General features: G+C 46.4%; 10 protein-coding genes. 9 read left to right on the top strand and 1 reads right to left on the bottom strand.

The features are described from left to right. The first annotated feature begins 72 nt into the window (after positions 1 to 72). The 6 genes from bamA to HMPREF1222_RS11265 all read left to right on the top strand — a co-directional run bounded on the left by bamA (position 73) and on the right by HMPREF1222_RS11265 (position 8,521). Positions 73 to 2,514: an outer membrane protein assembly factor BamA gene (bamA, locus tag HMPREF1222_RS11295; protein WP_006189056.1), complete on the top strand. Its 2,442-nt coding sequence runs from the start codon at positions 73 to 75 to the stop codon at positions 2,512 to 2,514. 17 nt (positions 2,515 to 2,531) lie between these two features. Next, entirely contained in the window at positions 2,532 to 3,050 is a 519-nt protein-coding gene (locus tag HMPREF1222_RS11290) for an OmpH/Skp family outer membrane protein (RefSeq protein WP_016519507.1), read from the top strand. 1 nt (position 3,051) lies between these two features. After that, a complete protein-coding gene (gene mutS, locus HMPREF1222_RS11285) occupies positions 3,052 to 5,694 on the top strand; it encodes a DNA mismatch repair protein MutS (protein ID WP_016519506.1) in 2,643 nt (880 codons plus the stop codon). 174 nt (positions 5,695 to 5,868) lie between these two features. Then, positions 5,869 to 6,039, top strand: a complete 171-nt coding sequence (locus HMPREF1222_RS11280) for a DUF362 domain-containing protein (RefSeq protein WP_006189053.1) — start codon at positions 5,869 to 5,871, stop codon at positions 6,037 to 6,039. 560 nt (positions 6,040 to 6,599) lie between these two features. Beyond that, positions 6,600 to 7,538 carry a LysM peptidoglycan-binding domain-containing M23 family metallopeptidase gene (locus HMPREF1222_RS11270; RefSeq protein WP_016519505.1) on the top strand — a complete coding sequence of 313 codons (939 nt, stop codon included), beginning with the start codon at positions 6,600 to 6,602 and terminating at the stop codon, positions 7,536 to 7,538. Next, the gene (locus HMPREF1222_RS11265) at positions 7,535 to 8,521 is read left to right on the top strand and encodes a hypothetical protein (RefSeq protein ID WP_016519504.1); all 987 of its coding nucleotides are present in this window, start codon (positions 7,535 to 7,537) and stop codon (positions 8,519 to 8,521) included. Before HMPREF1222_RS11270 ends, HMPREF1222_RS11265 begins: the two co-directional genes overlap by 4 nt. 135 nt (positions 8,522 to 8,656) lie before the next feature. Here the strand turns inward: HMPREF1222_RS11265 and HMPREF1222_RS11260 are convergent, their stop codons facing one another. Next, positions 8,657 to 9,322 (bottom strand): DUF2715 domain-containing protein, encoded by a 666-nt coding sequence (locus HMPREF1222_RS11260; protein WP_016519503.1) that lies wholly within the window; start codon positions 9,320 to 9,322, stop codon positions 8,657 to 8,659. A gap of 288 nt (positions 9,323 to 9,610) precedes the next feature. On the opposite strand from HMPREF1222_RS11260, the gene asnA reads away from it, so the two are divergent. The 3 genes from asnA to thiI all read left to right on the top strand — a co-directional run bounded on the left by asnA (position 9,611) and on the right by thiI (position 13,408). Then, positions 9,611 to 10,648 (top strand): aspartate--ammonia ligase, encoded by a 1,038-nt coding sequence (gene asnA / locus HMPREF1222_RS11255; RefSeq protein WP_016519502.1) that lies wholly within the window; start codon positions 9,611 to 9,613, stop codon positions 10,646 to 10,648. A gap of 206 nt (positions 10,649 to 10,854) precedes the next feature. After that, positions 10,855 to 12,195 (top strand): hexokinase family protein, encoded by a 1,341-nt coding sequence (locus HMPREF1222_RS11250; protein ID WP_016519501.1) that lies wholly within the window; start codon positions 10,855 to 10,857, stop codon positions 12,193 to 12,195. Between the two features lie 37 nt (positions 12,196 to 12,232). Further along, positions 12,233 to 13,408, top strand: a complete 1,176-nt coding sequence (thiI, locus tag HMPREF1222_RS11245) for a tRNA uracil 4-sulfurtransferase ThiI (RefSeq protein WP_016519500.1) — start codon at positions 12,233 to 12,235, stop codon at positions 13,406 to 13,408. Positions 13,409 to 13,424: the final 16 nt, after the last annotated feature.

Here is a 13,424-nt window from a genome sequence, read left to right as displayed (position 1 = left end):
TGTACAGTTCAGAGAGATCCGGGCGGTAATGCTATTGTATAATATAAGGTAAATAAGATAGAGGAGTCTTTAATGTTAAAAAAGATGATAGCCGTAACGGCATTCATGGTATCCGTGTGCTTTTTATGGGCACAATCTTCCGATAATTGGTATGAAAATAAACCGATAACAAGCATTGTTTTTCAGGGATTAAACAGCGTATCGAAAACCGAAATGGCCGGTATTTTTGATTCGTTTAAGGGTAAACCCTTTTCAGATGAAATATATTCGGAAATTTTACAAAAATTATATGCCCTTGATTATTTTTCCAATATTGTACCTAAAGCTGTTCCTGCCGATATGGACTATCAGTATGTGAGGCTTGAATTTGAAGTAACGGAGAAGCCTGTTGTTACATTGATAACGATAACCGGTAATCATCAAATTTCACGTGGTGATCTTTTATCGAAAATATTATTGAAAAAAGGCGACATCTATAATGAAATAAAAAAGAATGCCGACGAGCAAACCATTAAAAATTACTATATAGAAAAAGGTTATGCATCGGTTGTTGTAAATTCAAGTGTATCCGATAGTCCGCAAGGAGGTGTTAGCCTTGAATTTACCATTAACGAAGGAAAGCAGACAATCGTTTCGGAGGTTGCTTTTCAAGGTAACACCGCTGTGGGGGAAAAGGCTTTAAAAGGCGTATTAGCTACCAAACCGGCAAAATTTCTTGTAAAAGGAATTTTTCAAGAGCGTCTGCTGGAAGAAGATAAGACTGCTATTCAGCAATTCTACGGTGAACGGGGGTATATCGATGCCCATGTCGAAAATATTGTGCAGGATGTAGATTCAGAATCCGATCCGCAAAAAAATATGGTAAAGCTGACATATATCATCATGGAAGGGGAGCAGTATTTCTACAACGGAACCTCTTTTGAAGGGAATAAGATTTTTTCTACGGAAGATCTAAGTGCAAAAATAAGACTGACGCCGGGCGGTGTTTTGAATATGACCAGATTTGAACAGGGCTTTCAAGCAATCGCCGATATGTATTTTGAAAACGGTTATACATCAAATTATATTGCAAGAGCGGTTCAGCGCGATTCGGCAACGAAAAAAGTGTCGTTCGTTATTACGATTGTCGAACGGAGTAGAAGTCATATCGAAAATATTATCATCCGCGGTAATGCACGCACAAAAGATTATGTTATAAAGCGTGAACTTTTATTTGAACCGGGCGATGTGTTTTCAAAGTCAAAATTTACAAATAGTTTACGAAACTTATTTAATCTCCGCTATTTTTCGACTGTTGTACCGGATGTACAAGCAGGTTCAGAGCAGGATCTTATCGATGTTATCCTCAATGTTGAAGAGCAATCGACGGCCAGCATCCAATTCGGTATTACATTTTCGGGTATTTCCGATGCAGATAGCTTCCCCCTTTCGCTGTTTGTGCAATGGCAGGAACGGAACCTTGCAGGGCGGGGAAATGAATTATCGGTTAATGCTACGGCGGCGACCGATAATCAAACAATTCAGCTCGGCTATGCTGAAAACTGGTTCCTCGGCTATCCACTAACGCTTGGATTCGATCTGTCGCTGACGCACAAATCTTTGTTCGATTATCAAGATATGGTATTCCCCTACGGCCCGTTCGCGAGTAAGAAAGAATTTGAAAAAAATCAAGACTTGGCAAATGCATACCGAATGCGCTATGACCGATTTGAAACGACGTTCGGTATTCATACCGGTTATCGGTGGTATCCCCAATTCTGCATGATTACATGGCGCGGCGGGGTTAACTTTTCGCTGGTAAAGAATTTCTATGATACTTCATTATACCGCGCAGCAGACCAGACCGTACGGCAGCAGCAGGCAAACTGGCGGCTCAGCAACTCATTCTGGACACGACTCTCCTTTGATGGACGCGATATCACGTATGATCCTTCAAAAGGCTGGTTCTTGAGTGAGCAGGTCTCTTTCTTCGGCATCATACCGAAACTCGAAGATGAATACTTTTTCCGTTCCGAAACCAAAGCGGAGGCATATATTACACTTGTCAATTATCCCGTTTCGGAAATTTGGAATTTAAAATTCGTACTGGCCTTCTATACCGGATTTTCATTCCAAATCCCCATGCCGAACAGCCTTATCGGCGACAGCAGCAAGCTTGCAATTGACGGTATGTTTACCGGCCGCGGCTGGATGACACTCGGTTCTTCAGGCAAGGGAAATGTACTGCTTAACCATTGGGTGGAGTTTAGATGGCCGTTAGCTCACGGTATCCTTTCCTTCGACTTTTTTGCCGATGCTGCTGCAGTCAAGAAAGATTTAGCCGATCTAAAGACCTTTAAAATTGACGATTATTATTTCAGCTTTGGTCCGGGATTGCGTTTTGTTATTCCTCAATTCCCGCTGCGGCTAATGTTTGCAAATACCTTTAAAGCGGAAAACGGAAAACTGGTATGGGGTAACGGCAAGGGCGCCGACTGGCGTTTTGTTTTGTCGTTTAATGTTCCCAATTTATAAAAGGAGTACAAAGATAAATGAAAAAACATGTTTTTATATTGATTTGTCTTTTGGCGGGAGCCGGCGCATTAGCGGCACAGCAGATAACCCGTTTTGCAGTTGTAGACACCTCCCGTATTTACACTACTTTCTTGCGGGATTCCCGCTCCGTCCGCGACTATCAGGCAAAGCAGGTAAAATATCAGGCTGAAACGCAACGGATGTCCGATGAGATTATCGAACTCCGGCAAAAAAAAGTGGATGCCGAAGCAATCGGACGCACCGATGCCGTACAAAAATATCAGGCCGAAATCGATGCAAAGACCAGTTTTTTGCTTGAGTATTCCAAGGCTTGCAATGATGAACTTGCAATGCTGCGGAAAAACCTTGTAAGTGATGATACATTCTATTCCCGCCTTTATGCCGCTATTAAGCGGATTGCGGAAAGCCAAGGATATACAATGGTTTTAAATTTGCAGCAAGGGGAAGCTATCGTTTGGTACAGCCCCACCGTCGATATTACTGAAACCGTTATTCGAGAGCTCAGTTCAAACTAATATGGCAAAACCGGCGCCGATCACCCCGATGATGCAGCAATATCTCTCAATAAAGGCACAGTATAAAGATGCCGTGCTCTTTTTCCGCTTAGGCGATTTTTATGAGATGTTCAATGACGATGCAATCGAGGTGAGTAAGCTGCTGAATTTGACGCTGACGCAGCGGACGGGTAGCCCTATGTGCGGTATTCCCTACCATGCCTCGCGTATTTATATTGCACGGCTGCTCCGTGCCGGAAAAAAAGTTGCTATTTGCGAACAAGTTTCGGATGTCGTGCCCGGGGAACTTACGGAGCGGAAAATCGTAGAAGTGATTACTCCCGGCACCGCAACGGGCGACGACTTCCTTGAACAAGGGCAAAATAATTATCTTGCAGCAGTTTACTGCACGCCGAAAGAGATTACGTACAACGGCGTTACGGATGTATTTATCGGTTTTGCCTACCTCGATGTCAGCACGGGGGAGTTTTTTGCTACGTCCTTTCCCCGTTCCGACTTTGCCGAACAATTCAAAAAAGAACTCGGCCGTGTACAGCCGCGGGAAATCCTTATTCAAATATCGCTCGCCGATTCGGTACCTGCTTTAAAAGCCTTGTGCGGAGAGTACCCGCAGATGCTGCAGAACCTCTATCCCGATTGGTATTTTTCCGCTACTTCCGCCGAAAAGAGACTTTGTGCGTGCTTCGGTACCGAAAGCCTTAAATCGTTCGGCCTAACGGCTCCTTCGCCGGAGTTACCGCCGGCAGGATTGCTTTTGCAGTATTTGGATCAAACAACCGGAGCGGCACTGCCGCATATTACGGGTATAAAGGTATACCGCGACTCCGATTTTGTGATGATGGATGATGCAACCCGCAAAAATCTTGAATTGCTGCAAAACTTGCATGACAGCACTGATGCTTTTACGCTGTTTGAAACCGTCAACTATACCAAAACGGCGATGGGAACGCGGCTGCTGCGGCAATGGCTCTATCACCCGCTCCGGACGGCCGAAGAAATAAACGCACGGCTTAATAAAACAGTGGTGCTTTTCCGAAATGAAAAAGCGTTGGCTGCCGTTCGGACTACACTTGCGGCAGTGCTGGATATCCACCGGCTTACCGGCAGGGTCGCCATGCAGCGGGCTCATGGAAAAGACCTTTTAGGGATTAAGCAGAGTCTTAAAGCATGTATCGAGCTTGCACACTTGAGTAGAATTAACAGCCTCTTTTTTTTGCAGCTGCCGCAAGAGCTGCATGACGATATGGAAGGGCTGTATACCCTTTTGGACAAAAGCATTGCCGAAGATTGCCCGATTGCCCTTACCGAGGGCGGTCTGATTAAGCAGGGATGGTCTGAAAAACTGGATGAACTGCGTGATATGCGGGATAACGCCAATAAGCTTTTGGAAGCTTATTTGGAAAAAGAACGGGAAAAATCCGGTATTAAAAATTTAAAGATTAAATACAACCGGTTAAGCGGTTACTTTCTGGAGGTAACGCGCGGTACCCTTAAAACGGTAGAAATCCCCAAGCATTTTATTAGGCGGCGTTCTCTTACCACAGCCGATCGTTTTACCACGGATGATTTAAGCAAACTTGAAACAAAACTGAACGATGTAGGCGAAAATATTATTGCATGCGAAAAAGAGCTGTTCCTTACAGTGCATACGGAAGTATACAACCGGATTGGTCTATTGCACCTTCTTGCAAAAGAGATTGCAGAATTGGATGTACTGCAATCCTTTGCTTATGCGGCAGCCCTTCATGCATGGGTAAAACCGGAGTTTTCCGCCGACGGGCTTTTGGATATCCGCGAAGGACGGCATCCTGTTGTGGAAAATCATCTACCGGCAGGCGAATTTGTGCCGAACAGCATTAAGCTTTCGTCCGCCGCCGATGCGGATATTCCTTCGTTTGCCCTCATTACCGGTCCTAATATGGCGGGTAAAAGCACCTTTTTGCGGCAAACCGCCCTGATTGTGCTGCTCGCACAGGTCGGTTCCTTTGTGCCGGCGGAAAAAGCGCTGCTTACCCCCGTCGACTGTATTTTCTGCCGGGTAGGCGCCAGCGATAATCTTGCCCGCGGGGAATCCACCTTTCTTGTCGAAATGACCGAAACTGCGTACATCCTGCGGAACGCTTCGGTTAACAGTCTTGTCATTATGGATGAAATCGGTAGGGGCACTTCGACGGGAGACGGATTTTCTATTGCGCGGGCGGTGAGCGAATACCTTTTGCAGACCACCGGGGCAAAAACCCTTTTTGCAACCCATTACCACGAGCTGGCTCAACTTATCCATCCGCGGCTGCAACGGCTGTGTTTGGATGTGGCGGAAACCGAGGGAAAGATTGTATTTTTAAAGAAAGTTATCGAAGGGATTGCAGCCCATTCGTACGGCGTGCACGTTGCAGAGCTGGCCGGGCTGCCGGAAACGGTCATACGGCGCGCAACGGAGCTTCTTAACACTCAAGTTTCCGGCACTGCCGTGTCTACGGACTTTACCGTGCCGGAAAAGAAACATCCCTCACCGGAAAAAAATCTCTTTAGCGATGAAGAACTGATTATCAACGAAATCCTTTCTACCGACACCGACGGAACTACTCCGCTCCAAGCGCTGCAGATGATCAGCCGTTGGAAAAAAACACTCTTTGCAGGTAACTAAAACTCATTGTTTTTATAAGCGCCGGCAGAATATCTCTCAAAACCGCTTCACTGATTTTGCAATGTACTGTAAAAAAGTAGATACGTTTGTCCCGTTCTCTCATGTTCAATACTTGCATTTTTCAACTCTTAGGATTATGATACGGGTATCACACATATATCAAGGAGTATGACTATGGCTTATAAGATCTCCGATGCTTGCGTTAATTGCGGTGCATGCGAGGGCGAATGCCCCGTAGGCGCTATCAGTGAAGCGAATGGAGCGCGCGTTATCGACGCTGATGCTTGTATCAGCTGCGGTGCATGTGCAGGCGTTTGTCCTACGGAAGCAATCTCCGAAGCATAACGCTTTTTCTTTGCGGCAGTTCCGGGACCGGTAATGCAAGACGGTTCAGTATGCACGGGCTGCTGCAAGTAAATCGATGAAAACCCTCTAAAAATCGATGTTTTTAGAGGGTATCTATTTTATTATAAAAGGTTTTGAAGCGTGAAAGATTATTTTCACAAAATGGTTACCGGTTATAAAGCCCTTTTTTTTAAAGTGTGCACATTTGTGCTCATATTCGGCTTTTGCCTCCTTTTCAGTTTTTGTATTGTCTATCCGCTCTGGCTGCTGGCAACCCGCTATACGCAAGTTTACACTACCGTAAGCCTTTTGCTTTTTTCCGCGTTCTTGTTGTTTTTCATTGTTAAACGCAGCATAAAAAACTATAAAGCCAATCCGCGGAAGTTTCTATATTCGCTGTTAAAAAAGTTCATCCTGCTTGGAGGATTTATCCTCTTTTTTATATTGATTTTCACTTATCATCGCATATTAGCCTTTCTGGCGCTTATTTTATCGCTTATAGTATACGGTTTTGTAGCCTTTGGGGTTTCGGAAGACCGAATGTAGCGCCCATAATCTGCATGGTAATGAAAAAACTCCCGCTTTGCTACGTAATTGTTCTTTTTATCCACGCTGCTGCAGCAGCCGGTTACGCGGAACTGCCGCTAATACCGGAACTGTCTCCCCAAAATCATATTTTTCAACAGTATAGCGATGATGTGCTGTATGCCCGAAAGGCGCTTGCAGCGGGAAAAACCGCACGGGAACTGCCGCTTCAATTTTATCGCTATAAGGCTCAAAAAGAAGATACCGTTATCCGCATAGCTGCCCGCTGCAGCATCCCTTATGATGCGCTTATTACCTTGAATAGCATTGAATCGGTAAAAACGAATATCGCAGGTAAAATACTCTTGCTGCCTACCTTACCGGCGCTCTATCTTCCGGAAAAGGCTGTTTCCGATATAGAAAAATTGACGGAAGCATTCAGTAAAAAGCTTAAAACAGAATCCTTTTCAATCACATTGCCTTCTGCTGCAGATCCTGCAAAGACCATACGGGTAGAATGTTTTCCTAATGCGCTGCTTGACAGTACCGTACGCAGCTTCTTTTTTATTCCGCTCTATCGTTTTCCGCTGCAGCATGCCGTTGTTACCTCCGACTTCGGTATGCGGAAAAGTCCCTTTACCGGTAAGTCAACCTACCATGCCGGAATCGACCTTGCCGCTCCGGCAGGGAGTCCCGTTTATGCGTGTACGGCAGGCAAAGTTATCGAAACCGCATACAGCAATATCTACGGCAATTACATCCTTATCCGCCATGATGACGGCAGGGAAAGCCTGTACGGCCATCTAAGCAAGGTTAATGCCCGCTTGTACGAAAAAGTAAAATCAGGTACAATCATCGGGTATGTCGGTTCTACAGGTCTTTCCACAGGTCCGCACCTCCATTTTGAGGTACGCGAGCAAGGAAAGGCAAAAGATCCGTCACTTTTCATCGATACAAAGAAAGCAAAATCATGAAGCAGCTCTTATGTATAACGTCATATTTTTTCTTATTTGCCGTTTCATTTTTTTACCCCGATAGCTTTAGGGTAAGCAATATGCATACCTATACCTTTACCACAGAGGTATTTGAACCGGTTTCGCTTACCATCGGTTATAATGATGCGGTTGCCTTTTCGGTTAAAAGCGATTTCTTATTTTTGGAAGGAATAGAGCTTGAATTAAAGCAGGATAAGACAAGTATGAATTATCCGAATTCCATCGCTTATACGGTATATACCGACATAAAGCCCGAACCTGCAAAAAAGCACATCGACTATTCGGCTAAAGCGATCACTACGGCACTGCTGCCGAACAGGTTTTCTCATATCATTAGAATTCCGGTAAAAAAAGAGTACAGCTTTAAACAAATAAAAAACAGTGAGATTTTGCCGTATAACAGCCTCAATGCGGCGAATCCTTTTATGCTGCGCTTGAATCCCGTTATGAAAGGGCTGCCGGAAGATTTTGAACAGGCTTCTTTTACCGTTATTGTGCGTCCGCTGCTGATTGCCGAAGGCGGTTTAAAATTAAAACTGCAGTTCCCCGATAATGAGGAGCAAAAACCGGTTACTGTCAAGCTGAATAACGAATATCTTACGCGGTTTGATGAGTTGCAGCTTCTATTGCCGGGGACATATTCCGTAAGTATCAATTCCGACGCTTACCGCACGGAAATGCGTTCGTGTATTATCGAACGGGGAAAAATTACGCAGCTTGAAGTGCAGCTTAAGTCGATTACGCCGCTCTTGCATATTCAGGCGCCGGAAAATGTAGCGGTATTCCTTGACGGCCAAGAAATACCGCTTTCAAAAGAGCCGTTGCCGGTCGAAATTGGGGTACATACCGTCGTTTTTAAGATGGGGAGTTATGAGCTGACCCGCCAAATTACCGTCGAGACGGGAAAAACCTACCAGCTGACGATGACGATGGATGTTCTTTTACAGGAAATCGTTCCTTAAAATAATAACAAAATACACTAAGGTTTAATATAATACAGCCGATATATAAGGTATCGGCCGGTTAGTTCCCCTCCCACCCATTAACCGGCCGATAGCCAGACGGCGGGCCGGTTCTTTAACCGGCTTTTTTTATTTTTAAAAGACTAATTGAATACCGGCTTTGATATTGAATGAATTGGCAATCTTTCCGGATATGTTTGTACTTTCTATTGGCTTGGTTTTACCGTCGCTGTATTTTATGTATACGGGGGCATATAAAGTATCCGACACACCGCCGTAGATTCCGACCATTTTAGTAAACATATAGGAAACGGTAAAATTTATCCCGCCGCCGATATTGGCTTGCGATCGTTCCGCGTTTAGTATTGAGGAAGCCTTAGCGTATGTATGCTTATATCCGCTCCCGCCGATGCCGATTCCGGCGCCGAGTGTAAGATCCAGTTTTTTTATGGGGCGAAATACATAGAAAAACCCGAACTGGCTGTCGATTGCATACGTCAAGTCTACCTCTTCCAAGTCTCCATAATAGTGCTTCTTTGATGAAAACTTATCCCAATACTCCTTTCCGAACGCAAGGTTTGCGTTTACGTATACTCCGAAATTTTTGACGAATTCGACTCCGAAGAGTATGTTCACACCACCGGTATGGGTTGTCCATGATTTGTGCCCGCCGTCGAAAGACGCACTGCTACCGAAATAGGTATACACCGGGCCGAGCTCAAGGTTCATCTTTACGGTGGCAGATAAAAAACCTACCGAAAATACCGTTAGCAAAAAAAGGATACAAATGCTTTTCTTCATTATATTTCTCCTATAAAAAGGTATAAGGGAAGATCTAAAAACCGAAGCTTTTAGAAGATACCTATAAAATCGAAATAAGTATTGCATTTTTACCGGTTTCAGTCAAGAAAATCGTTATATGCATACTAGCCGTACCGGAAATACTTTAAGCGGTTACCTTTCTCCTGTGCGAGGCGGCTGTCCTCTTGTTTTTTCCTCAAAAAAAAGATAGATTGGCATATTCTCTCGTCGGGCATCTTCTAAAAATCAAATTAACTTTTAAAGGCGCCCTAAGGAAAGTTAAAGTTTATGTCGCACCTTTATATTCCGGAGCACTACCGGCCGATTTTAAGCGGTAAAGAAACGGAACAGGCTATCATCCGTATTAAAAACTTTTTTCAGCTTACATTGTCTACACGGCTGCATTTAACCCGTGTTACGGCGCCGCTCTTTGTACCAAGAGGGAAGGGGTTAAACGACGACCTGAACGGTATAGAACGGGCTGTTCACTTTCCGGTAAAGGACATGAACGAACAGGAGCTTGAAATCGTTCACTCGCTTGCAAAATGGAAACGTGTTAAAATAGCGGAAATGGGATTACAGCCCGGCTTTGGGATTTATACCGATATGAATGCGATCCGTGCCGATGAGGAGCTCGATAATATTCATTCGCTGTATGTCGATCAGTGGGACTGGGAGCTTGCAATGGAGGAATCCTGCCGAACTCTTGAGTTTTTAAAAGCAACCGTAGAAAAAATATACGATTGCCTGAAATGTACCGAGTTTTTTATCTATGATAACTATTCCGCAATCGAGCCGATTTTGCCGAATCATATTACCTTTATCCATGCGGAAGACCTCTATGCGCAATATCCGCACCTTTCCGCAAAGGAACGGGAACGGAAATGCACCCAACAGCACGGTGCGGTCTTTTTAATCGGTATCGGCGCTCCGCTTGCAAATGGAGAACCGCACGACGGCCGCGCGCCCGACTATGACGACTGGATTACCGAAACCGGCGGCGGACGGCACGGGTTAAACGGAGACTTGCTGGTGTGGAATCCCGTATTGCGGGATGTGCTTGAACTATCGTCGATGGGGATCAGGGTAAGTCCCGAAACGATGCGGCAACAGCTTGCTGCCCGCAAGTGCATGGAACGGGCATCGTTGTTCTTTCATACCAAGCTGCTGAACGGGGAACTCTCTCAAACCATCGGAGGAGGGATCGGGCAGTCGCGGCTCTGTATGTTTTTCTTGCGGAAAGCGCATATCGGCGAAACGCAGGTTTCGGTATGGCCCGACGACATGCGGGCACAGTGCGCTGGGCAGAGCATTCCGCTATTATAGAATGGGCATCTCTAAAAACTCGGTTAGTTTTTAGAGATGCTTTGAGCTGTCCAAAAACTTCAGTTTTTGGACAGTTTCCTTAGATTTAGATGCGATGTTTAAAACTAAGTCATTACTTTATAAAGACTTAGTTTTAAACTCGCGGGGATGTCGAAAAAGTAACCAACTTTTGAGACATCCCCATGAATTTATCGGGAGGCATTACAATGGACATTCGGCATTCAGTTGCTGCGTTTTTCGGCCGGCATAATTTTGATGGGGAAGGCCCTACGGTCAATACGGTTATCGATACGCTGCTTTACGACATGGAAGAAGGCCTTAAACAGTATCCGGCTATTCCCGTCGGTACGGGGCCGGCACTGGATATGATACCGACGTGGTTTATGCCTCCTCAGCAGCCGCCTAAGAATACGTCGGTTATCGTTATCGATGCGGGCGGAACCAATTTCCGCTCATGTTTGGTTACCTTTGACGAAAACAGCATTCCGTCTATTAGTCAGATTGAACGGAAACCGATGCCGGCAACCGATCGGGAATATTCCAAAGCGGAGTTTTTTGAGACGATCGCTTCTTATTTAGATCATTTAAAGAATGCGGCGGATCCCATCGCTTTTTGTTTTTCGTATGCGATAAAAATTACCCCTGCAGGCGACGGCGAAGTGCTGCAATTTTCCAAAGAGATCAAAGCACCCGAAGTAATCGGCTCATTAGTCGGTCAAACTCTGGAGGCGGCGCTGATGCGGCGGGGCTGGAATAAGCTGAAACGCATTGTGCTTTTGAACGATACGGTTGCGGCGCTCCTCGCAGGAGCCTCTACTGCCGTCGGCGGGAAAAAGTATGATTCGTATGTAGGGTTTATCCTCGGAACCGGAATGAACGCCGCATATATCGAATATCAAGACATCCCTAAAATTGCATCGAACAGCGCCGGTACCGTAACGCTGCCCGCACAGATTGTCGTCTGCGAGTCGGGAAAGTCGAACAAACAGCCCCGCAGCGATTTTGACGAAGCGTTTACCAAAAAAACCGACCAGCCGCAGATGTTTTGGTTTGAAAAAATGTGCTCGGGCGCCTACCTCGGATCGGTTGCTTCGGTGATGATACGGGCAGCCGCTGCGGATAATCTTTTTTCCGCCGGCGTCAAAAAAGCCCTTGCTGCCGTTGCCGACATTCCGCTCATCGATGTGAACCGCTTTTTGCAGGCGCCGTATTCAGACCAAACTCCGTTGGGGCTTCTTTTAGCCGGCGGCACGGAAGAAGACCGCGAGGTACTCTACCGGATATTGGATGCGGTGATTATGCGTACGGCGCGGCTCGCTGCGGGCAATATCGCGGCTGCTGTCATTAAAACAGGCAAGGGGAAAAATCCCGCTTTGCCCGTCTGTATCCTCGCAGAGGGAACAACGTTTTTTAAAACGCACCATTTGCACGAAGCCGTCATTGCGCACCTTTACACGGCGCTTACGCAAGAGCGCGGCATCTACTTTGATTTGGTATCCCTCGACCATGCAATTACGTTCGGCACCGCCATTGCGGGCACAATTTAGCAATGTAATAATGTAACGGAGGTTTAACGAGACTGACATGGCGGAACTTTTTTATCTGGCAAAAATCGGAGAGATAAATCTTAAAAAAGGGAACTTAAAGGATTTTGAGCGGCGGCTTGCGCAAAACTTTAGAAGCTATTTTGACGGAACACCGCCGAACGTACAGGTGCGCGCCGGACGGATGTATGTACGGGCGGATGTGTCCCTGCAGCCGCGGGTGGAAGCGGCTTTGAATCATCTTTTCGGCATTACAAGCTGGGCGCAGGCAAAGCCGGCGGATAAAACGCTCGAAGCTATTTCCGCGACGGCTGTTGCCGAAGCCTGCGTACTGCAGGCTCAAGGGGCGCGCACCTTTAAAATTGAAGCCCGCCGTGCCGACAAACAATTTCCGCTTACCTCTTACGATATTGCGCGGGAAGTAGGCGGAACCATCCATACGGCGAAGATTTTGACCGTCGATGTGCATCACCCCGACGCGGTCATCAGCATCGAGGTGCGCGAAAAGCAGGCGTTCATCTACGGCGTGGAGCATACCGCCCGGAGAGGACTCCCCTGCGGCTGTTCGGGGCGGGCGCTGCTGCTGTTGTCGGGAGGAATCGATTCTCCCGTCGCCGGTTACAAAATGCTTTTCCGCGGTATGAAGGTTGATTACGTATACTTTCACTCCCATCCGTATACGTCGCCGGAAGCCCAGCAAAAGGTGGAAACCTTAGCCGGCATCTTGGCTCGGTACGGACTCGGCGGATACTTGACCGTTGTGTCGTTTACCAAGGTACAGCAGCACTTAAAGCGGACGGTGCCGGAACCGTATTTGACGCTGCTGCTCCGTATGTGTATGATGCACACCGCGGAGATGCTCGCCGGAAAAATCAATGCCCAGTGCTTGGTTACGGGCGAAAGCCTTGCGCAGGTCGCAAGCCAAACGATCGAAAACCTTACCGTTACCGACGGCTGTGCAAAACTTCCCATTCTGCGGCCGCTTATCGGTATGGACAAGGAAGAGATTATACGGTACGCGGTCGATATCGGGACATACCAAACTTCCATCTTGCCGTATGAAGATTGCTGTGTGCTGTTTTCTCCCAAACATCCGGTGCTGCATACGCGGCGGCAAGACGCCGAAGATATCTTTGCACGGATAAACATCATGCCGCTGCTTGCCGAAGCTTTCGAGCAGCGCGAAACAAAAAAAATAGAATGGACACTGCCGTAAATAAAAATAAAGGATT

It is taken from the genome of Treponema vincentii F0403 (assembly GCF_000412995.1).
Taxonomy (GTDB): domain Bacteria; phylum Spirochaetota; class Spirochaetia; order Treponematales; family Treponemataceae; genus Treponema; species Treponema vincentii.
The sequence above is the reverse complement of the archived record's forward strand: the minus strand, read 5'-3'. Positions and strand labels throughout refer to the sequence as shown.

Bases quoted from the DNA above. Each gene is read 5' to 3' on its own strand.
- bamA (WP_006189056.1), top strand. From the start codon at position 73: ATGTTAAAAAAGATGATAGCCGTAACGGCATTCATGGTATCCGTGTGC.
- HMPREF1222_RS11290 (WP_016519507.1), top strand. From the start codon at position 2,532: ATGAAAAAACATGTTTTTATATTGATTTGTCTTTTGGCGGGAGCCGGC.
- mutS (WP_016519506.1), top strand. From the start codon at position 3,052: ATGGCAAAACCGGCGCCGATCACCCCGATGATGCAGCAATATCTCTCA.
- HMPREF1222_RS11280 (WP_006189053.1), top strand. From the start codon at position 5,869: ATGGCTTATAAGATCTCCGATGCTTGCGTTAATTGCGGTGCATGCGAG.
- HMPREF1222_RS11270 (WP_016519505.1), top strand. From the start codon at position 6,600: ATGGTAATGAAAAAACTCCCGCTTTGCTACGTAATTGTTCTTTTTATC.
- HMPREF1222_RS11265 (WP_016519504.1), top strand. From the start codon at position 7,535: ATGAAGCAGCTCTTATGTATAACGTCATATTTTTTCTTATTTGCCGTT.
- HMPREF1222_RS11260 (WP_016519503.1), bottom strand. From the start codon at position 9,322: ATGAAGAAAAGCATTTGTATCCTTTTTTTGCTAACGGTATTTTCGGTA.
- asnA (WP_016519502.1), top strand. From the start codon at position 9,611: ATGTCGCACCTTTATATTCCGGAGCACTACCGGCCGATTTTAAGCGGT.
- HMPREF1222_RS11250 (WP_016519501.1), top strand. From the start codon at position 10,855: ATGGACATTCGGCATTCAGTTGCTGCGTTTTTCGGCCGGCATAATTTT.
- thiI (WP_016519500.1), top strand. From the start codon at position 12,233: ATGGCGGAACTTTTTTATCTGGCAAAAATCGGAGAGATAAATCTTAAA.